Consider the following 20,965-nt stretch of genomic DNA (forward strand, 5'->3'; position numbering starts at 1 on the left):
TCCTTGCCCTTCACCCTTTCCATCATTTTCCCACACCTTTCCGCATTCGGTAGGCGTTCATGGCGGTTTTGCCCAGTTTGTCAATGAGTTGATAGTTCACAACCACCCCCACGGCAGCGCCGATGCCAGGAATGAGTTGCGCCATTTTTGCCAAATCAATGTAGTCGCGGTACTCTTGTTGAAACGTACGCCAGTCGAAAGCATGTATGTCTTGAGGTAAAAGCTTACTTTTTTCGTCCCAATCGACGATTTGCAGATATACCTCGCGCCGCCGTTCTTGGCTCGAAAACGCCAACTGAAAAATGTGTAGAAGAAAAATCCGCTCCCGATAATCGTTGATGGGGTAGCCATAACAAGCCGTAATGTCGAAAAGGAGCTTCATTTTTAGACTAAGCAGCAACGGAAAGTCGGCCAAAGCCAACCAGAAGCCGCCTGCACCTGCAACACCCCCTTCGGCAGCACCTGCGGTTTTGTAAAAACTAATTCGCCGCCGCACCTCCTCTTCTTGTTCTTCGAGGCTAGTCACAGGGGCGGGGAGTGGCGTGATAAACTCCGCTCCAAAAAGTACGCCGCGCGTCATTTGCTTGATGGTAGTTGTGATGATTTCGTGGATTTTCTCAGGAATCAACCCATTAATCCATTTTTGGGTGGCTTTGGCGAGGCGATTGGCCGCTGAGGGTTTTCGTTGCATTTGACGTTGCCAGAGGCGGAGTTCTTTTGCGATAGTTTCTTCGTAGGGGGTCATAATAGGATGGGTGACGCAGTCAAGTTACTGAAATTTTAAAAATATACGAAAAATAGAAAAACCCTTGGTTGAATTCCCATCCCCAAAAACGCCTCGACGAGGCGCAACCTTTGTAGATGTTGAATGTCCATTCCTAAAACGCCTCGGAGAGGCGTAACATTTTTGGATTGTGGTTGATAATCAAATTGTTATGTGGTATTTTGTGTGAAAAAAAATAGAGGAATAAAAAAAATAAAAAAATAATGAGAAAAAATAGGATTAAAAAACGGCATTCTTGGCATTAGTAATTGAAGCTATCGAAAGATATTCGACTGTACTACTTAATCTGACGTTCTGTGACTCCACACCATTCACATACTGCACTTTGGGATGCTTTTCGCGAAGGCGAACGATGGGCCTTCAAGCGAATTTATGAGCTGTATGCCCAAGAGTTGGTGCGTTATGGGCACAAAATTACCTCAGATGCGCGCCTGATAGAAGACAGTATCCACGATTTGTTTATCGAATTGTGGCAAAGCCGAACTCGCCTCAGTGACACCGATTCCATCAAATTTTACCTGTTTAGGTCGTTGCGAAACAAAATTACGCGGGCGCAGCAGCGAGATGAGTTTTATGCCGCCACCAACGTTGATAATGTTGACAATGCCGACGAAGCAGGTACCATTGAGCACCAATGGATTTCGAACGAGCGTCAAGAGCAGCTATTACGACGCTTGCGGGAAGGCTACCAAACGCTTAGTCCACGCCAGCAACAGGCCATTGATTTACGATTTACCCATCAGTTTAGTAACGAAGAAGTCGCCCAATTGATGGGCGTGAATTATCAATCAGCTTGCCGATTTATTTACACCGCCCTGAAAACATTGCGCGAAACCGTCCGAATTTTTTCGATGGCGCTCACGATGTTTTTTTTCTACTAGCAGAGAAACTCGTTATCCACACCCTATTTTTTAAAATCGAACATCTTTAACCTATGGACTATTACCAATTTACAGCCGAAGAACTTGCCGCCGATGAGTATTTTCGGGCTTGGGTTTGTGCGCCTACGCCCGAGAGTGATGCTTTTTGGCAACAATTTTTACGAGATTGTCCCGAACGTTATTATCAACTTGAAGAAGCACGCCGACTTATTTTGGGGCTTCAAGAATTACACGATTCAAACGCAGAAAGCGTAGCCGCCGCCGTGATTTGGGAGCGAATAGAACATACCATAGATACGTTAGAATCAACGCCGAATGTACGGACGGCGTCGTGGTTTTGGCGCGTAGGAGGCTGGGCAGCTGCGGCAGTGATTGTGCTGACCCTGGGCTTTGCTTGGCAAAGAGGCGCAATTGTTCCTGCCGCAAAAACAGAAGTGGCCACCAAAGCACTACCAGAATGGATGGAGGCCGTTAATTCATCGGACAAAATGATGCTCATTCAACTCTCAGATGGCAGTCGGGTGGAATTAGAAACCAACAGCCGTTTGAAGTACCCGCGTCGTTTTCAGAACGATACGCGTGAAGTGTATTTAGAAGGAGGTGCATTTTTTGACGTAGAAAAAAATCCAAAACGTCCTTTTTTAGTCTTTGCCAATGGCTTGGTGACTAGAGTGTTAGGGACAAGTTTTCATATTGCTGCTTACGAAAAAGACCCCGACGTGACCGTGGCAGTAAAGTCGGGAAGGGTGTCGGTATATGCCGACCGACGCGACCCTCGCCAAGACCCCGAAAGTAAAGGCATTGTGCTCACGCCCAACCAGAAAGCGGTATTTGTCCGCAGTGAGGCAACCATCCGAAAGCTACTCGTTGAAACGCCTACGCTGCTATTGCCACCCGCCGAAATGGCCCGTTTTGTTTTTGACGCCGCACCCGCGCCACTGGTGTTTGCGGCCCTAGAAAAAGCCTATGGCATTGAGGTAGTTTATGACGAAGAGGTATTGAAAAACTGCTTGCTTACCATTAACCTTACCGACGAAAACCTTTTTGAGAAGCTGGAAGTGATTTGTAAAGTCTTAGATGCAGACTATAAATTGATTGATGGTCAGGTGATTATTTATGGCAAAGGGTGTTGATGCCTCACTTGCTAAAGCGATATATTATTAAACCTTTCTACTTAACCCCGTAACCCCAATTTTATACTATGAAACAGTTCTGTTGTTCGTCCTGATGTAAAAAAACACCAGCAGTGGTTGCAACACCGCTGGTGCTGTTAGCCTCCCCTTGTGATTTTGGTCGATCGGCAAGCGTCTCGTAAAAGACGTGAGGGAGGAGTTTTTGCCTAATTCTTAACAAAAACATTCAAATCTAATGAAAACAAAGGTACGTTTCAAACCCCTCTTTTACCACCTTATGAAATTATCACTGATACAATGCCTGCTGGCGGTGATTTTTACGGGTGTGTCGTTGGCCAATGAAGTCAATGCCCAAGAAATTCTCAAGCAAAAAGTGTCTGTACATGTTGAAAATCAGGGAGTAAGGCAAGCGTTGACGGTCATTGAAAAGCAGATTAAAATCCGCTTTGCTTACCGTCCGACGGCCCTTCCTGCCGACCGTAAAATCACGCTAATTGCTTCCAATGAGCCTCTTTCGGAGGTATTGGGAAAACTCACCCGTTCGCTTAGGCTACGTTATGAAATTATCGGGCAGCAAATTATCCTGACGCCCGAAAAAGAAGCGGCTCCAGTTCCTGCGTCATCGGGAGCTTTACCCCGCGAGGCGGTAGTGCCGCTGGCCCGAAAAATTGGCGGGGTCGTCAATGATGAATCGGGTACGGGATTACCAGGCGTCAGTGTGGTCGTGAAAGGTACGACCCGTGGTACGACAACCAACGCCGATGGTCGTTTTGACTTGGAAGTCCCAAACGATAATGCCACGTTGGTATTTAGCTATTTGGGTTATGTTACTCAAGAAGTAATGGTAGGAAATCAGGTTCAACTAACCATCGCGCTCAAAGTCGATGCGAAGTCGTTGGAAGAAGTCATTGTCGTAGGTTACGGAGTACAGCGCAAATCAGACTTGACGGGTGCAGTAGGTACTGTCAAGGGGGAAGCCTTGCAAGAACGCCCCTCGGCGTCGTTGAACCAAGCCCTTTCGGGACGAATTACGGGCGTAAACGTATCGGTTAACTCGGGACGCCCAGGAGGTCGTGCCAACATCCGTATTCGTGGAAATACGTCGGTAAGTGTGGCTAATAACCCTCTGTACGTGATTGACGGGGTGATTTTGAACGCCGCTGACCTTGCCAACGGGAGTACGCCCATGGACTACATCAACCCCAACGACATTGCGTCGATTGAAGTGTTGAAAGATGCCTCCGCTACGGCTATTTACGGAGCGCGCGGTGCCAACGGGGTTATTTTGGTATCGACCAAACGCGGAAGCAAAGACGGTGGGCGGGTCAGCTATGATACCGATTTCAGCGTGGGCGTATTGCCCCGCAAAATTCCGTTGCTGAACTCAGAAGAGTTTTTGCGAATAGAAGATGTTGCCTACGAAAATGCTAGAAAATACGATCCCGTAGGTTGGGCAGGTGGCAAGTATGTTGACCCCAAAACCAAACGGACGAATCCGCTTTTGTTTGACTCCAGCGGTAAGCCGTTGTACAACACCGATTGGCAAGATGAGTCGTTTCGGAAGGCATTGACCCAAAACCACCAATTATCGTTTACGGGTGGAAACTCAAAAGACAATTTTGGGGTGTACTTGGGTTACCGCAACGAGGATGGATTGATGACGGGCTCGTGGTTGAAGCGCTTTTCGGGGCGTTTTGTGGTGGATAGCCAAATCAAAAAATGGTTGAAAGTTGGCGGTGCGTTGAGCTACAACGATCAAAACGAAAGCCAAGTTGACCCGCTTGGCGCGGGAGGTATCATTGCCATGCGTCAGGTGTTGGAGGCGTTACCAATCATCCCTGTACGCTATCCTGATGGCCGTTGGGGAGGAAACGAAGACTACCCAGGAATGGAAGGAGGAGGAAACCCCATCCACGTGGCAACGGAGCGTTTGTATTACCTCAAAACCCAAACCATGTTAGGGAATATTTATACCAATATTACACTTGCTAAAGGGCTAGAACTACGCACAACGCTCGGAACGAATGTTATCAATCAACGGAATGATTACTATGGTGGTCGGACGTTGAATTACATCTCGCGCAACCAAGGAGGAGATGCCTATATTACCAACGAACGCCATAATTCTTGGCAGTTTGAAAACTACTTGACCTACAATACCAAATTTAAGTCGATTCATTCCATCAATGCCTTGCTGGGTTTGGCGTGGCAGCACGTTGATCGTTTCTCGTCGCAAGCAAGAGCCCAACGTTTCCAAGATGATTATTTTCAGTTCAATAATTTAGGGGCAGGGGCGGTGGCCGTGGCGCCGACTTCAAGCACAAGTGCTTATGGCTTAAACTCTTACTTTGGTCGTATCAACTACAGTTTGAAAGAAAAATACCTGTTGACCTTTACGGGGCGTATCGATGGTTCGTCTAAATTTGGTTCGGCCAACCGGTATGCGGTGTTTCCGTCGGCAGCGTTAGCGTGGCGGGTCATCGACGAAGATTTTATGAAAGGCATACCTGTTATTTCTAACCTGAAATTACGCACGAGCTACGGTTTGACGGGTAACTCCGAAATTACGGCCTACCAAGCCTTGGCGGGATTGGGCAACTACTCAGTAATTTTTAACAATACGCGTCAGATTGGTATTGGTGTCAACCGTTTGGCCAACCCTGATTTGCGTTGGGAAAAAACGGCTCAAGTGGATGCAGGTATCGAAGTTGGTTTGTTTAACAACCGCCTGAACCTCGAATTTGATGTTTATCGCAAGCTGACTTCTGATATGCTTTTGAGCGCGCCTGTGCCATCAAGTAGTGGTTATACGACCGTGAGCCAGAACATCGGTAGCATGGAAAACCGTGGGATTGAATTGGGAATTAACTCCGTAAACGTAGCAACCCCTAATTTCAACTGGAGTACAGCCTTTAATATCTCTATCAACCGAAACAAAGTAATTGCCTTGACGGGCGGTGCCGACATTTTCAATGGCTCGACCATCATTCGCGAAGGACAGCCTGTGGGGTCGTTCTTTGGGTTTGTTCACCAAGGCACGTGGAGCTTGGCCGAAGAATCAGAAGCTGCACGTTATTTGAAAAAACCTGGGGACATCAAGTACCAAGATGTAAACCAAGACGGCGTTATCAACGACAATGATCGTGTCATTATTGGCAAAGGGATTCCTGATGGGTTTGGGACGTTGAGCAATACGTTTTCGCACAAAAACTTGGAGTTAATGATAGACTTGCAGTTTATGTACGGCAACGACGTGTTGTTCCGAAGCAAGCACTCTGCCGAAGACCGCACGGGAATTGCCAACAGTTTCAAAACGGTATTGAACGCTTGGACGCCTGAAAGACAAAATACCAACATTGCCCAAACTCGCCCCGTTTCGGCAGGTTATAACACCAACAACGACACCGACCGCGTGCAAGATGGCTCGTTCATTCGTGGACGCAACCTGTTGTTGTCGTACCGCTTCCCGACCAAAATGATTGAGAAAATTCATTTGAACCGTTTGCGCGCGTTTGCATCGGTGCAGAATTTCTTCCTCAGAACCAAGTTCGAAGGTTATGATCCCGAGGTTTCTACCTCAGGTTCGGCTTTCGATCAAGGCGTGGATTTGTACGCTTATCCAAAACCACGGGTGTTTATGGTAGGGTTAAATATCGGTTTGTAATTGTTGTATCACCTTTATTAAAAAGAAATCAAGCATGAACGCGACAGTAAAATATATCAGCCGATGGGTAATTAGCGCAGCGCTATTGGTGTCGGCAGGAAGTTGCTCGGAGTTTTTGGAAGAACCCGACCGCTCAAACTTCACCCTCGAAAACTATTTCACCAAACCCGAACACGCCGAAAGTGTGGTGAACTCCATCTACGAAAACCTCCGCAACGTATTGGGTGGAGGTTTTGGAGGCGCGCCTTGGATGATGCTAGAATTTGCGACGGGCTTGGCCAATACTGAATTGGGGCAAGCCCAAAACAGTATTTTTGTGCGCAACTTGGTCAATAACTCCGATAACGGCTACGGGGCTACGTACTGGACCAACCATTACCGTGGCATTGCCAATGCCAACTTGGCCATTGCCAAAATTCCTGGCATTACGATGAACGAGGCTGCCAAAAAGCGGTATTTGGGCGAGGCACGTTTCTTGCGGGCGTTGTATTACTACGAATTGGTGCGCATTTTTGGAAGTATTCCGTTAATCAAAGACCCTGTTGACCTCAAGTCGCCCGATTTGTACGCACCACAAGCTCCTGTCGAAGAAATTTATAAATTGATTGAAGCTGATTTGGTAGAAGCGGAGGCTTCGGGTTTGCCCAATGCCGATGTGACGGGGCGGGCGTCGCTCGGGGCAGTGAAGTCATTGCTATCTTCGGTATATCTGACGATGGCGGGCTATCCTTTGCAAAAAGGCGCGGAGTACTACAAAAAAGCGGCTGACAAAGCCCAAGAAGTAGTTCAGATGAAGAGCTTTAGTTTGTTCCCATCGTACGACGACTTGCACAATCCTGCCAAGAAAAATACGGGCGAAAACATCTTTATGGTGCAGTTTGCCGCTTTTGTATTGCCTTCCAACTGGCAGACGTCGATTATTCCATACAACCAAGGGATTTCGGCTTATACTGACGAAACGGGTGCGATTTTTGCCAACAAAGAGTTTGTGGAATCGTACGAACAAGGAGACAAGCGGGTCGCCGAAAAGCAATTTTACTATTCGTCGTTTTCGTTGCGCAGCGACCGTACCAAAACGCGTAATTTGGGAGGCTACTATTTGTACAAACATTTTGACAACACCGCCCAACTTTCGACTACTAGCAGTGACTTGAACTGGACAGTATTGCGCTACGCAGAAGTATTGTTGACACTGGCGGAGGCATCAAACGAAGCCAATGGCCCAACTGCGGTGGCGTATGATGCGATCAATGCCGTTCGTAAGCGCGCTGAATTACCTGAATTGAAGGGCTTGAGCAAAGAAGAACTGCGCGAAGCCATTTGGCGGGAACGTTGGTACGAGTTGAGCTTTGAAAACAAAACGTGGTACGACATGGTGCGTCTGCGTAAAGCCTTCAACGTCACAACCAAGAAGTTTGAAAACTACGTGGGTCACAAGTTTTCTTACGGCCCTACGCTCAAAGACCGTGAGTTGCTATTTCCTATACCAACGGCTGAAATCCGTAACAATAGCAAGTTGAAGCAAAATCCTGGTTACTAGGTGCTTACGCACAGTTAAGTGCTAATTGTTATCCGTTAGTCGTTGATTTTGAACAAAAAATCGTAGCGACGAGCCGCGGTTAACGAATAACAGTTAACAAATAACGCATTAAAAGGGTGCATAAATAGATAGAAAGCTTGATTCATACCGTAGGCATCTTTTAATCAGAAGCCTACGGTATAAACTCCAATTTGACTACTTTTTATACAAACACATCGTTTCCTTTTTTTAACCAATACAGAAGCTTAATCAGTACATGCCGATGAACCAACCGACCCACCGTCGCCCGAAAGTCCATACCCTTTGGAGTTTTGGCATTCTTTCTCTTCTATCTCTTCTTATTGCTTGGGTGCTTCCGTCGCAGGGCGTATTGGCACAAAAAAAACCGTTGGTGGTTTTTGTGTGCGGCGACCACGAATACAGTGGCGAACAAACTTTACCATTGATTGCCGCCGAGTTGGAAAAAAACTACGGCGTTCGTACCAAAGTCCTTTCTTCTTATCCTGACCAAAACGCCGAAAAAAACATTCCAGGACTAGAAGCCCTCCGCGAAGCTGATTTGGCCGTGTTCTTTTTGCGCTGGCGGCAGCTTCCCGCCGACCAACTGGCTTTTATTGATGAATACTTAAAGTCGGGAAAGCCTGTGATGGGTTTTCGTACTTCCACCCACGCCTTTAATTTCCCCAAAGGTGACCCTTCGGAAGTTTGGAATGCCTTTGGCGAACGCGCTTTTGGGACGCCTCCAGGTTGGGGCAGAGCGGGGCACACGCACTACGGCCATAAAAGTACTACCGACGTAACCATCATTCCCGAAGCGGCCAAACACCCGATTTTGAGGGGAGTGCCAGCCTCGTTTCATGTGCCTTCTTGGTTGTATCGTGTCAAACCCGATTATCCGCCACAAGGTTCTGTTTCGCTATTGTTGGGAAAATCAGTAAATCCTGACAAAGCGGCAATTGATAATCCCGTAGCATGGACGTGGAAAAATAAGGAAGGCGCAAAAGTCTTCTTTACTACGATGGGGCACCCCGAAGATTTTCAAGAAGAAGGTGTTCAGCGCCTAACCGTCAATGCCATTTTGTGGTTATTAGATAAGCCTGTTCCTAAAAAATGGAAAGGAAAAATCGCGATTCAGGTACCTTATCGTGGTATTGTAAAATAGAAAAGTAAACCCTGTTACATAAATTCCTAAATCCATGAGAAGAAGCGTCCAAGGATTGCTGATCGCTGCCAGTGCGGCGTTCATTGCCTTCAGTGCTTTTCAGCCAGAGTTAGCCACCCCACTGAAAATTGAAAAAGGAACGCATATTTCGTTAATCGGGGGAAACCTTGGTTCTCGAATGCTGAACTACGATTATTTCGAAACCGAAATGCACCTGCGCTATCCTGATAGTCAACTGTACATTCGTAACATGTGCGACGGCGGCGATACTCCAGGTTTCCGACCTCATGCGAGCCGAAATGACCCTTGGGCGTTTCCTGGTGCTGAAAAATTTCAAACCGAATATGCCAATAAATCAGCCAGTGAAGGCTTTTTTGACGCGCCTGACCAGTGGTTGACGCGCCTCAAAACCGACGTGGTCGTGGGAATGTTTGGCTACAGCGAGTCGTTTCAAGGAGCGGCAGGTGTTGCCAACTTCAAAGCCGAGCTGGATGCGTTTATCAAACATACCCTCAGTCAAACCTACAACGGAAGTGCGGCGCCTCAGTTGGTGTTGGTCTCGCCGATTGCGTTTGAGGACTTGTCAAGTTTGCACGATTTGCCCAATGGCGTGAAAGAAAATGCCAATTTGTTGCTCTATACCAATGCCATCAAAGAGGTAGCAACGCGCAACAACCTTTTGTTTATTGATGCTTTCACTCCTTCTAAACAATGGTATGCCGAGTCGAAAGAACCATTGACCATCGACGGTTCGCAATTGACGGAAGAAGGATATAAAAAATTTGGAGTATTTTTGGCCGATAAATTAGCGGGGAAAACGCCTGCCAAGGCCGAAAGCAACCGTACGCTCGTTCATGCGGCCGTAGCAGAGAAAAACTGGATGTGGCACAACGACTTCAAGATTCCCAACGGCGTACACGTCTATGGCCGCCGCTACAATCCGTTTGGCCCCGATAATTATCCTGCTGAAATCGAGAAAATTCGCCAAATGACGGCCATTCGTGATACGGCGGTGTGGTTGGCAGCTTCCAAAGGAGCAAAGATGGATATTGCTGCTGCCGATGCCAAAACTCGGACGTTACCTCCCGTTAAAACCAACTTTAACCCCGACAAAAATGGTAGCCTAACCTACCTATACGGAGAAGAGGCAGTGAGTAAACTGAAAGTGCCTGCGGGATATAAAATTGAGTTGTTTGCTTCCGAAAAAGAATTTACGGATTTAGCCAACCCTGTACAGATGTCGTTCGATAACAAAGGGCGTTTGTGGGTAGCCACCATGCCAAGCTATCCGCACTATAAACCAGGGGATGCCAAGCCGAACGATAAAATCATCATCTTTGAAGATACCAACAACGACGGTAAGGCCGATAAACAAACGATATTTGTCGAAGGGTTGCACTTGCCATTAGGTTTTGAAATTGCTAATGAAGGGGTGTATGTTTCGCAAGGAACGAACCTAAAGCTATTTACGGATACCAATGGCGATGACCGCGCCGATAAAGTAGAAATTTTGATGAGTGGCTTCGACGACCACGATACGCACCACAACAGCAGCGCGTTTTGTGCCGATCCGTCGGGCGCTATTTATACGGGAGAAGGGGTGTTTTTGCACACCAGTGTCGAAACATCGTACGGAACGGTGCGCGCGACCAACGGTGGTTTTTATCGTTATTCACCCCAACTTAAAAAATTGGAACGCACCGCTCAGTTGTCGATTCCTAACCCTTGGGGTATTGCCTTCGACGATTGGGGGCAGCCTTTCTTTGCCGAAACGTCCAGCCCAGATGTGCGTTGGATGTTGCCAGGCTCGGTATTGTCACGCTACGGCCAAGCTACGCATAAGTCGTTTCAGTTGATTGAAAAAGACCATATGGTTCGCCCAACGTCAGGCTTGGAGTTCCTTTGGAGCCGCCACTTCCCCGACGAAGTTCAAGGGGATATGTTGATTAACAATACCATTGGTTTTTTAGGAACAAAACAACACCAAGTGTGGGACGACGGTACAGGTTTTAAAACAAAACACCGCCAAGACCTGATTGTGAGCTCCGACCGTAACTTCCGCCCTGTGGATATGGAAGTAGCGCCCGATGGCTCGTTGTACGTCATTGACTGGCACAATATCCTCATCGGTCACATGCAGCACAACGCCCGCGATCCCCTCCGTGACCACGTTCACGGCCGTATCTATCGCGTGACGTACCCATCGCGTCCGTTGGTTACTCCTGCCAAAATTGACGGTGCTTCGGTAGAAACGTTGTTAGACAACCTAAAACTGCCCGAATACCGTACGCGCTACCGCACTCGCCGCGAACTTCGGGGCCGTAATGCCGCCGAAGTGTTGCCGAAGATGACGAAATGGGCGGCGAGCCTCGACAAAAACGACCCGCGCTACGAGCATCATTTGTTGGAGGCACTTTGGGTAAGTTGGGGATTGGATAAAGTTGATCAAAAACTATTGCGCCAGTTGCTTAAAGCCAAAGATTATCGCGTGCGCTCGGCGGCGGTGCAAGTAGTTCGCTACACAGGCCACCAAGTGCCAGACCAAGCGGCTTTGCTCATGCAAGCGGCCAAAGACGAAAATACGCGCGTTCGCTTGATGGCGATTGTAGCGGCCTCGTGGATTGGTAAAGAAAAAGGTTTGCCAATCTTGGCCGAAGCCGCCAAAAAACCATTGGACGATTGGATGGTGTACGCCCACGAAACAGCGGTGGCTCACTTGAAGGGTCAGAATGTGGTGAAGAAAAAAGAAGCAGAAGTAGTATCGACCTTGAAAGGAGCAGAATTGGAATTGTTCAAGTTGGGTAAAACCATTTATAGCAAAGAAGGCTATTGCGTCACCTGCCACCAAGCCGACGGGAACGGGCTGACAGCTTCGGGCTTTCCACCGTTGGCGGGGACGAAGTGGGTGCAGGGCAACGAAGAACGCCTTATTAAAATCGCCCTCAAAGGACTCATGGGGCCGATTGAAGTAAATGGTAAACAATACCCTGGCCAAGTGCCGATGACGCCGTTTGCGGGCTTGCTCAACGACAAAGAAGTGGCGGCGGTGCTTACCTACGTCCGAAACTCGTTTGGCAACAAAGCCTCGGCCATCACGCCCGAAAAAGTAAAAGAAGTACGGGCAGCCACGGCCAGCAAAAGCGATATTTATACTTCAACAAAGCTCCTGAGCGAGCATCCGTTGGAGAAGTAATAAAAACGCTGTCAGGGTTCGTCAACTACGATAATAAACCCTGACAGCGTTGAAATTCTATGAAGCAGAGGTGCATTGTGTACCTCTACTTTTTTATTTGGAGGCGTTAGCCCGTGCTTTTTCGATGGTTTGTCTCGGTTTGACTATCGTCTGACCGACTCCAAGGTCAGACGATAGTCAGACCGACTATAAGGTAACCCACTACAACACTCCCTTCAAAAACCCCGCCATCTTATTCATCAATTCTTTCTTGGCATACTCAGGGCTGGAGTGTCCTGCGTTGGGGATGTATTCAATCTGAACGGGTAGGTTCTTGCTCTTATAAACACTCATCAATTCAATGGATTGGTTGATAGGTACCTGGATGTCTTGCTCTCCGTGCACAATAAAAAGGGGCGGGGCATTGGCGGTTACCTGATAAACGGGGCTGGCAAGCTTGGCTAAGTCAGGCACTTGCTCAACGGGCTTGCCCAATAAAATGGCCAAGGCAGGCAAGCGCACGTTCAGTCCGTGGGGTGTCGATTGGTTGAGAATGGTCAAGAAATTGGTTGGGCCAAAAAAATCAATGCACGCTTGTACCGATGAAGAAGTGGAGGTGTATTTTCCAAGCGCTCCTTCGAGCGTTGGGTGGTTGTTGGTCGTAGCAACCAACGCCGCCAAATGTCCCCCCGAAGAAGCTCCCCAAATGATGATTTTATCGGCTCGGTAGCCGTAGGTAGCGGCGTTGGCCCTCAAAAAACGAATCGCGGCTTTGATGTCATGCACGGGTGCAGGGAAAGCCTTTTCGGTACTCGCCCGAAAATCAACACTTGCCAGCGCATAACCGTGTTCCAACATTCCCAAGGGCGGGTTTTCTTTACTTCCCGAATGCCAAGCTCCGCCGTGAATCCAAACAATTAAGTAGGGAGAAGGATGCTGCTTGAGTTTATAAATGTCCAGTTGGAGCTTTTTGCCGTCGGCTTCGGCATATACAATGTTTTTGAGAACAAGCGTATCTTTCTGAGCCTGTGCCCAAAACGTAAGAAGGCAAATCCAAAGGGTTAAAAAAGCATTTTTCATAAATTTGAGACACTTGAACAGCTATTTAAACATAAAAGGCTCGCTTGTCCTTTACTGCTTTATTTGGAGACGTTAGCTCGTGCTTTTTTAATTGTCTCTTGAAGCTGGTTCATATCTACTTTTTTCAGCAACTCATTAGCTATTCGGACTTTATTTTCTACAACATTGTAGCCTTGTTTTGGCGATTCTTCTTTTGTTTTCATCTTAAAGAGCGTTTAAAATCAAAAAATAATCATATTGTTGATTAGCCTGAAAAGGCTCAGGTTGTATGTCGTTAAATCCACCCAAAACTACAAATTTCTTTTGAATTTCAGCCAGTTCCCGACTTATTATCAAACGATATAAGCGCTGCCTGCGTTCATCGCTTCCACGAAAATGTACAATAGCGGCAGGGTATTGATTTAAGAAGCTATCTATAATCCTTATCACAGTTGCTAAAACAGTTCTCATGTCTTTGTTTCGTGTTTCGGTTATATCTGACATATTCCCATTTTCCAAAATATCAACCAAAGCCAAATTGTAAATATTGGGTGTATCCAAAGCACTAAAAATTACCTGTTTTCTTACTTGTTTTTCATTGCTCACACTCCAGAAATCATATTTTATTTCGGTTGTGGGGCGTTCATAAGGGTAATAGGGCTTGTCCATCAACTATATAGGTTTTGTTATACTACTTGTCAAAAGTATAAAGTTTTTGGTGCACTTTCTGAATTTTTCCTTACGCTAATAGTTGGCAAAGGAGTAACACTACGATTAGCACATTAATTTCAAAATTTCTGATAGGGAACTAAGGGGAGTTTTTAGAAAACTTGTCTCTATTATATAAAGCGTCTAAGAAATTTTTATCCAAAACCCATAAAATGCAATCGACCTTACTGGATAGTGCGGGTGATGAAGCACCGAAACCGAATGTGCATTCAGTGCTGAACGAAGGAGCTACCAACGAGGAATTGGCCAGCGAAAAACGGGAATGGAATGACAACGAACTGTTTATCCGACAAGCTTTTGTCGAAAACCCTTCTCAGGGTTGTGCGTTGTTGTTTCGCCGTTATCACAAAATCCTGTGCAGCCATGCCGTGCGATTTGTGTATTCCAAAGACATTGCCGAAGACCTAGTAAGTGATGTGTTTTGTCGGTTTTGGAAAACCAAAGCCTACGAAACCGTCACGAGTTCGTATCGTCTTTATTTGTTTAGAAGTGTGCGAAATGAGGCACTTAACTACTTACGTTGGGAGTTCAAAGAAACCGAAACCATCGAGTTGGCAGAATACCGCGAGTCGCCCCGTGGCCAGCAACCCGACCACGCCACGCAATACGAAGAAGTCGTCAAAAAAGTGGAAGAACTCGTCAATACCCTACCTCCGCAATGCCAAAAGGTATTTTTAATGAGTCGTTTTGAGGGAAAAAAATACCAAGAAATAGCCGATGAAATGACCCTCTCCCTCAAAACAGTCGAGGCTCATTTAGGGAAGGCGTTGAGTATCATGCGAAATGGACTCAAAAACCACCTGTGACTAAGGGGAGTTGGCCTATTTCTTATCTAAATAGTAACACACTATCTGAAACAAATGAAACAAGACATAAGTAAAGATTTGATATTCAGTCATTTCGCTCACAAATCTTCGCCTTTACAACGAAAGATGATTGACGAATGGTTGCAAACCGAAGCCAACGAAGAGCTGTATTTCGCGTGGCTCGAAGAGTGGGAGCAGACCCACCCGCAGTACTTACCTCAGAGCGAATTGGCCTTAGAAAATTACGAGGCGTTTTTGGAAGCCAATCCCCAGACCCACCTCCAACCCGAACTAACGGCTTCGGAACCCGCCGTTTCGTCAAACCGTCGCTATTGGTTTCGTTGGTTAGCGGCGGCGTCTGTTGTGTTGGTGCTGGGCGGCGTGGGATGGCTGTTCCGTGGCAGTTTATTATACCAAACCTACCAAACTGCCTTTGGCGAAACCAAGTCGGTAGTGTTGCCAGATGGGAGTAAAGTGACCCTCAATGCCAATTCGTTGCTGCGACTCCCGCGTTTTGGTTTTGGTACAAAAAATCGGGAAGTGTTCTTGAAAGGGGAAGCGAGCTTTTCGGTTACCCATACGCCTGACCACCAAAAGTTTGTGGTAAAAACCAATAAGCAATTTGACGTGGTGGTTTTGGGGACGGAGTTTTCGGTATATGCCCGTCAGCGGATTTCTAAGGTAGTATTGAGCAAAGGAAAAGTGCAGGTGCGCTACCAACAAGGCCGTACCCAAAAACAAATTGTGCTCACACCTGGCGATTTGGTCACGCTCGACCGCGAGAATAACATGGATAAAAAGGCCGTGTCGCATCCTCAAAACTATGCCGCATGGGAGCAAAAACGATTTGTGTTTGAAGAAACGAGCTTGCAGGACGTCGCCTATCTGCTGCAAGAAAACTACGGACTGGAGGTCGAAATCAAAGACAAAGATTTGTCCGAACGGGTCATTATGGGGTCGTTTCGGGCAGAGAACGTTGACCAACTTTTACAATCTATTTCGGAGCTTTTGGATATTAGCGTAGTGAGGCAAGGGAATAGAGTGCAACTGTCTGATAAATAATTAAATAGAAGAATTTAACTTGTGGAAAATATGAAAAAACGATTATCTAACCCTTCTAAGTTTGGGCTTCTTCTCACGGTGATTCTGTTAGGAAATCAGTTGGGACGGACGCAAACGTTTGCCAAAGCCCAAACGGTTATCAAAAAAAACAACGATAGCGCTCGCATGACTGCGCCGCGCCCGCTCAAAGAGGTGCTTAGTGAGCTGATGAAAACGTACCAAGTAGAGATTATGTTTGAGCGCGATGCGGTCGAAGGATTGATTGTTCAAGCAGCGCCCGTCAATCAACAACTGAAGCTTGAAAAAAGCCTAGACAACCTGCTGCGACCGTTGGGGTTGAAGTACAAAAAAGTAAACAGTAATTCTTACTTGATTATTGGTGATCGTAAAAAATCTCCCAAATCGTCCAGTGGCGTTTCGGAACGGTTTCCTGATGCTATTTTGCCTGGACAAGAACTAGAACGAACTGCCACCACGACGGAAGTTCTGACGCCGTTCGAGACAAGGGCGGCGGTTGAGCAAGTGCTCAAAGGGAAAGTCACCGATGCCGAAAAAGGCGATGCACTGCCAGGAGTAAGTGTTTTGATAAAAGGGACAACAAAAGGGACAACCACCAACGTCAATGGCGAGTATTCGCTCCCAATTCCTGACAATGGTGCTGTTTTGGTGTTTAGTTTTGTCGGATACGAGCCCCAAGAAATGGCCATCGGCAACCAAACCCAGTTGAACATAGCCCTGAAAGCCGACATCAAAGCGCTCAGTGAAGTTGTTGTGGTAGGTTATGGTCAAGTCAAAAAAAGTGATTTGACGGGTTCGGTAGCGACGGTGGCCGTTGAGGAAATCAAAAAAGTGGCGGTTACGTCGCTCGACCAAGCCTTGCAAGGACGCGCGGCGGGGGTACAAATCACCCAAAACTCAGGCGCGCCAGGGGGCTCTACCACCATCCGAATTCGCGGAGGAAACTCCATTCAGGGCGATAATGAACCCTTGTACGTTATTGATGGGATTCCGTTCAAAAACGATGGTGCGGGCAGTGGGGCGAGTTTCAACGTGTTGAGTACGCTCAATCCCAGCGACATCGAGTCCATGTCGGTCTTGAAAGATGCTTCTTCTACGGCCATTTATGGTTCGCGCGGGGCCAATGGTGTCGTGATTATCACCACCAAACGAGGCAAAGCAGGCAAATCGACGATTAATCTCGAAAGCTATTATGGCGTGCAGCAAGTACGTAAAAAATATGATGTTTTAAACGGTCGTGAATACGCCCAGTTTGTCAACGACGCCAATACCAACGAAGGACGCGCACCAGTTTATACCCAAGCGCAAGTGGATGCTTTTGGTGAAGGTACCGACTGGCAAAATGAGATTTTTCGCTCGGCCCCCATTTCCAACTACCAGCTTTCGATGAGTGGTGGCGATGAACGAACGCAATACGCGCTTTCGGGGGGGTATTTTAAACAAAAGGGGATTGTGACAAACTCCGATTTTGACCGTTATTCGCTCCGACTCAACTTAGACAGAAAACTCACCAATCGCCTCAAAGTAGGAAATAGTCTCACCGTTAACCGTACCGTGACCAACCAATCGCGTACCGATGGGGATTTGGGAAGCGCAGGATTGGTAACAATTGCGGCTTTGCAGTTCCCGCCCATCCTGCCCGTTTATAACCCTGATGGTACTTACCTTATCACCAGCCCAGCTTTATCTTTTACGGCCGATAACCCCGCTGCTTTGGCCAGAGAGAGCCAAAATACTACGACAGCGCTGCGTGTTTTTGGGAATGTGTTTGGAGAATATCAAATCATGGAAGGCTTGAGTTTCAAAGTGTTATTGGGAGCAGATGCCATCATCCAAAAGCGAGATTCGTACCTGCCGCGTAGCGTAGCGAGTGGTTTGGCACAAGGTGGTGCGGCGTCTATTTTCAATGGACAATCTATGACGTGGTTGAATGAAAATTTGTTGAGCTACACCAAATCTTTTGGCGTCCATAACATCAGCGCCCTTATAGGCTATACCCAACAGGCCAACCGTACCGAAAACAATACGGCGGCTTCGCGCAACTTTGTAAATGATAACTTAAACTCGGGTAATTTGGGGGCAGGTTCGGTACCCTTGGTACCTTCGTCGGGCATTGGTACATGGGGCTTGCAGTCGTACTTGGCCAGAATCAATTATGGTTATAAAGACAAATACCTCTTTACGGCGTCTTTTCGGGCCGACGGTTCTTCGCGCTTTGGAGCCAATAATCGCTACGGATATTTCCCTTCGGCGGCTTTGGCGTGGCGTGTGTCGGAAGAGGATTTCTTGAAAAATGCCCGAGTAATTAGTGACTTGAAATTGCGGGCTACCTACGGTTCTACAGGAAACCAAGATGGCATTGGCAATTATCCAGCGTATTCGCTTTTGGGTACGCAAAATTATATTTTTAGCAATGCGGTTTCGACGGGAATTGGGCCTTCCCAAATTGCCAACCCCGATTTGTCGTGGGAAACGACGACTCAAGCGGATTTGGGTATTGATGTTGGTTTCTTCAACAACCGAATCACATTGGTGGCCGATTTGTACCTCAAACGTACCAAAGATTTATTGCTTAACGTAACCGTTCCGAGTACGTCGGGGTATTCGAGTGCCATTCAAAATTTGGGAAAAGTAGAGAACAAAGGGATAGAATTTAGCCTCTCGTCGCGCAATATTGATAAAGCGTTTAAATGGAATACCGACTTCAATTTTGCCACCAATCGCAACACTGTTTTGGACATTGGCGGTGCTCCCCAAATTTTTGCGGGTCAAGTAGCCAACATTGCCCAAAACGTCAACTCTGGTGTCATTCGGGTGGGCGAACCGTTGGGGTCGTTTTATGGCTACGTGACCAATGGCTTGTATCAAACTACGGATGAGTTGGCGGCACTGAGCGACCCGCAGGCGCGGAAACCAGGCGATCGCAAATATGCTGATTTGAACGGCGATAAGAAGATTGATGACAACGACCGTACCATCATCGGTCGCGCCCAGCCCAAGTTTTTGGGAGGTATTAGCAACTCTTTTTCGTACAAAGGATTTGAGTTAACCCTATTTTTACAAGGGGTTTATGGTAATAACATCTTGAATGCCAATCGGTTTGAATTGGAGTATTTGAACGGAACCAATAACCAAAATCAAGATATGTTGAACCGTTGGACGCCAACAAATACAAACACAGATATTCCAAGGGCTTCAACCACGCGGCCTGCCAACCGTATATCGTCGCGCCAAATCGAAGATGGTTCGTACTTACGGTTGAAAAACGCCCAATTGGCCTATAACCTGCCCGCGTCGGTGATAAAAGCCCTTAATATTCAGTCGTTTCGGGTGTATGTGACTGCACAAAACTACCTGACTTGGACGAAATACTCAGGCTATGACCCAGAAGTAAACCGCTTCGGGCAAGATAGTCGTAGTCAAGGGTTTGATTACAGTAGCTACCCTGCCGCAAAAACCTTGTTATTGGGCATTAATGTCGGTTTTTAATTCATTAAACTCATGAATACAATGAACGCAAAATATATACTTACAGGTCTTTGTCTGACACTTTGTGTTGCGTCTTGCAACGTCTTAGAGCAAACGCCTGAGTCGAATTTTACCCCTGAAAATTTTTACCGAAATGCCGATGACGCCAAAGCCGCAGTAAGTTCGGTTTATGACCTGATGAACACGGCCGAGATGTACAATCAAATCGTGTGGATTTTGCAGGACCAAGCCACCGACGACTCTGAATGGGGCGGAGGACGCTCAACGGCTAACCAAGCCAAAAACGATTTGGATAAATACACCTTTACGCCTGCCACGAGCACTTTTCAATCGCTTTGGGCAGCCACTTACCGTGCTATCAATCGGGCCAATACCGTCATCAGTCGCGTACCTAATGTGACGATGGACAGTGACTTGAAAAACCGATTAATTGCCGAAGCTAAGTTTATGCGTGGTTTTTATTATTTCAACTTGGTGCGCCTGTTTGGGGGCGTTCCGTTGGTGACCAAAGAAACCACTTCGCTCAACGATTTGGCCGTAGCAAGGGCGTCGGTCGATGAGGTGTATCAGCAAGTTATTCAGGATTTTACAGAAGCAGAGGCAGTTTTGCCAGCCACTTACGGAGCGGGCGACCGTGGCCGTGCCACGAAGGGAGCTGCAAAGGCGTTTTTGGCCAAAGTCTATTTGACCCGTCAAGAATGGCCCAAGGCATCGGCAAAGGCCAAAGAAGTAATGGACATGGGCGTGTATGACCTTTGGGCCAACTACGCCGACGTGTTTACCATTGCAAATAAAAACGGAAAAGAGGCCATTTTTGAGGTACAAGCCCTCGGAGGTGGGGTCGGCGAAGGGAGCTTTATGCAGGGCTATATGCGGCCTAATTTTGACCGAGTTAATGGTGTTTCTGGTTTTGGAGATGACCCCGTAACCGAAAACCTTTACCGTGCTTACCGCGCTGACGATAAGCGCCGAAACATCAATTTGCGACTTTACACACCAACGGGTACTCCTGCTGCCCCTGCGAGTGTAGCGTTTCCGTGTTATGTGTATAAATATTTAGACCCCACCGCTACTGCTAATGGAGAAGGGAGCAATAACTTTCCAGTACTGCGGTACGCCGATGTTGTGTTGATGTATGCCGAAGCCCTCAACGAACAAGCCGCTGCTTCTACCGAAGCCTACGCTAACGTCAATCGGATTCGTAGTCGTGCGGGGATTCCAAACTTGACGCCTAACCTTACTCAGGCACAATTTAGAGATAGTTTGCTGCTGGAAAGACGCTTAGAATTGGCCTTTGAGGGACATCGGTGGTTTGATTTGTCCAGACGGAAAAAACTGATAGAAGCCCTGAAAATCCAGAACCCGAGCATCAAGGTCGAAGAGTACCACTATTTGTACCCCATTCCGCAAACGGAGAGAGATTCTAACCCCAAACTAAGTCAAAATCCTGGTTATTAGAGGAGTAT

The 20,965-nt window shown here is 47.2% G+C and carries 14 protein-coding genes; 10 read left to right on the forward strand and 4 right to left on the reverse strand.

The window, feature by feature from the left end; genetic code table 11:
- Positions 1 to 22 precede the first annotated feature (22 nt).
- Positions 23 to 745: an EcsC family protein gene (locus tag DTQ70_RS27125; RefSeq protein WP_122933706.1), complete on the reverse strand. Its 723-nt coding sequence runs from the start codon at positions 743 to 745 to the stop codon at positions 23 to 25.
- A 335-nt stretch (positions 746 to 1,080) separates the two neighbouring features.
- Here DTQ70_RS27125 and DTQ70_RS27130 point away from each other — a divergent pair, with 335 nt between their 5' ends.
- The 6 genes from DTQ70_RS27130 (at position 1,081) to DTQ70_RS27155 (ending at position 12,357) form a co-directional block, all read left to right on the forward strand.
- Positions 1,081 to 1,665, forward strand: a complete 585-nt coding sequence (locus DTQ70_RS27130; protein WP_122933707.1) for an RNA polymerase sigma factor — start codon at positions 1,081 to 1,083, stop codon at positions 1,663 to 1,665.
- Between the two features lie 53 nt (positions 1,666 to 1,718).
- Complete coding sequence (locus DTQ70_RS27135; protein ID WP_122933708.1) at positions 1,719 to 2,798, forward strand: FecR family protein; 1,080 nt, start codon at positions 1,719 to 1,721, stop codon at positions 2,796 to 2,798.
- A gap of 277 nt (positions 2,799 to 3,075) precedes the next feature.
- A complete protein-coding gene (locus DTQ70_RS27140) occupies positions 3,076 to 6,462 on the forward strand; it encodes a TonB-dependent receptor (RefSeq protein ID WP_229600022.1) in 3,387 nt (1,128 codons plus the stop codon).
- Between the two features lie 34 nt (positions 6,463 to 6,496).
- On the forward strand, positions 6,497 to 8,002 hold the full coding sequence (locus DTQ70_RS27145; protein ID WP_122933710.1) for a RagB/SusD family nutrient uptake outer membrane protein: 1,506 nt from the start codon (positions 6,497 to 6,499) through the stop codon (positions 8,000 to 8,002).
- A gap of 262 nt (positions 8,003 to 8,264) precedes the next feature.
- Complete coding sequence (locus DTQ70_RS27150; RefSeq protein ID WP_122933711.1) at positions 8,265 to 9,164, forward strand: ThuA domain-containing protein; 900 nt, start codon at positions 8,265 to 8,267, stop codon at positions 9,162 to 9,164.
- Between the two features lie 34 nt (positions 9,165 to 9,198).
- On the forward strand, positions 9,199 to 12,357 hold the full coding sequence (locus DTQ70_RS27155) for a PVC-type heme-binding CxxCH protein (protein ID WP_122933712.1): 3,159 nt from the start codon (positions 9,199 to 9,201) through the stop codon (positions 12,355 to 12,357).
- Between the two features lie 201 nt (positions 12,358 to 12,558).
- Here DTQ70_RS27155 and DTQ70_RS27160 read toward each other — a convergent pair whose 3' ends face one another.
- Genes DTQ70_RS27160 through DTQ70_RS27165 form a run of 3 tightly spaced genes read right to left on the reverse strand, consistent with a single transcriptional unit; the run spans position 12,559 to position 14,064 of the window.
- Positions 12,559 to 13,416, reverse strand: coding sequence for an alpha/beta hydrolase (locus DTQ70_RS27160; RefSeq protein ID WP_122933713.1), 858 nt, complete (start codon positions 13,414 to 13,416; stop codon positions 12,559 to 12,561).
- Positions 13,417 to 13,475: 59 nt separating this feature from the next.
- Positions 13,476 to 13,619 (reverse strand): hypothetical protein, encoded by a 144-nt coding sequence (locus DTQ70_RS30905; RefSeq protein ID WP_164490236.1) that lies wholly within the window; start codon positions 13,617 to 13,619, stop codon positions 13,476 to 13,478.
- Between the two features lies 1 nt (position 13,620).
- Positions 13,621 to 14,064 carry a DUF6934 family protein gene (locus DTQ70_RS27165; RefSeq protein WP_122933714.1) on the reverse strand — a complete coding sequence of 148 codons (444 nt, stop codon included), beginning with the start codon at positions 14,062 to 14,064 and terminating at the stop codon, positions 13,621 to 13,623.
- A 212-nt stretch (positions 14,065 to 14,276) separates the two neighbouring features.
- Between DTQ70_RS27165 and DTQ70_RS27170 the strand changes: the two genes are divergently transcribed.
- The 4 genes from DTQ70_RS27170 to DTQ70_RS27185 are packed head-to-tail and all read left to right on the forward strand — an operon-like array spanning position 14,277 to position 20,957.
- Entirely contained in the window at positions 14,277 to 14,930 is a 654-nt protein-coding gene (locus DTQ70_RS27170; protein ID WP_122933715.1) for an RNA polymerase sigma-70 factor, read from the forward strand.
- Between the two features lie 54 nt (positions 14,931 to 14,984).
- Positions 14,985 to 15,992: a FecR family protein gene (locus DTQ70_RS27175; RefSeq protein ID WP_122933716.1), complete on the forward strand. Its 1,008-nt coding sequence runs from the start codon at positions 14,985 to 14,987 to the stop codon at positions 15,990 to 15,992.
- 30 nt (positions 15,993 to 16,022) lie between these two features.
- Positions 16,023 to 19,499 carry a TonB-dependent receptor gene (locus tag DTQ70_RS27180; RefSeq protein ID WP_122933717.1) on the forward strand — a complete coding sequence of 1,159 codons (3,477 nt, stop codon included), beginning with the start codon at positions 16,023 to 16,025 and terminating at the stop codon, positions 19,497 to 19,499.
- A gap of 21 nt (positions 19,500 to 19,520) precedes the next feature.
- Positions 19,521 to 20,957 (forward strand): RagB/SusD family nutrient uptake outer membrane protein, encoded by a 1,437-nt coding sequence (locus DTQ70_RS27185; protein ID WP_122933718.1) that lies wholly within the window; start codon positions 19,521 to 19,523, stop codon positions 20,955 to 20,957.
- Positions 20,958 to 20,965: the final 8 nt, after the last annotated feature.

Source organism: Runella sp. SP2 (genome assembly GCF_003711225.1).
Lineage (GTDB): Bacteria > Bacteroidota > Bacteroidia > Cytophagales > Spirosomataceae > Runella.

What these genes read in the sequence shown, in the direction of transcription:
- DTQ70_RS27150 (WP_122933711.1), top strand. Translation starts at nt 8,265, where the DNA reads ATGAACCAACCGACCCACCGTCGCCCGAAAGTCCATACCCTTTGGAGT.
- DTQ70_RS27135 (WP_122933708.1), top strand. Translation starts at nt 1,719, where the DNA reads ATGGACTATTACCAATTTACAGCCGAAGAACTTGCCGCCGATGAGTAT.
- DTQ70_RS27160 (WP_122933713.1), bottom strand. Translation starts at nt 13,416, where the DNA reads ATGAAAAATGCTTTTTTAACCCTTTGGATTTGCCTTCTTACGTTTTGG.
- DTQ70_RS27140 (WP_229600022.1), top strand. Translation starts at nt 3,076, where the DNA reads ATGAAATTATCACTGATACAATGCCTGCTGGCGGTGATTTTTACGGGT.
- DTQ70_RS27165 (WP_122933714.1), bottom strand. Translation starts at nt 14,064, where the DNA reads ATGGACAAGCCCTATTACCCTTATGAACGCCCCACAACCGAAATAAAA.
- DTQ70_RS27175 (WP_122933716.1), top strand. Translation starts at nt 14,985, where the DNA reads ATGAAACAAGACATAAGTAAAGATTTGATATTCAGTCATTTCGCTCAC.
- DTQ70_RS27145 (WP_122933710.1), top strand. Translation starts at nt 6,497, where the DNA reads ATGAACGCGACAGTAAAATATATCAGCCGATGGGTAATTAGCGCAGCG.
- DTQ70_RS27185 (WP_122933718.1), top strand. Translation starts at nt 19,521, where the DNA reads ATGAACGCAAAATATATACTTACAGGTCTTTGTCTGACACTTTGTGTT.
- DTQ70_RS27155 (WP_122933712.1), top strand. Translation starts at nt 9,199, where the DNA reads ATGAGAAGAAGCGTCCAAGGATTGCTGATCGCTGCCAGTGCGGCGTTC.
- DTQ70_RS27125 (WP_122933706.1), bottom strand. Translation starts at nt 745, where the DNA reads ATGACCCCCTACGAAGAAACTATCGCAAAAGAACTCCGCCTCTGGCAA.
- DTQ70_RS30905 (WP_164490236.1), bottom strand. Translation starts at nt 13,619, where the DNA reads ATGAAAACAAAAGAAGAATCGCCAAAACAAGGCTACAATGTTGTAGAA.
- DTQ70_RS27180 (WP_122933717.1), top strand. Translation starts at nt 16,023, where the DNA reads ATGAAAAAACGATTATCTAACCCTTCTAAGTTTGGGCTTCTTCTCACG.
- DTQ70_RS27170 (WP_122933715.1), top strand. Translation starts at nt 14,277, where the DNA reads ATGCAATCGACCTTACTGGATAGTGCGGGTGATGAAGCACCGAAACCG.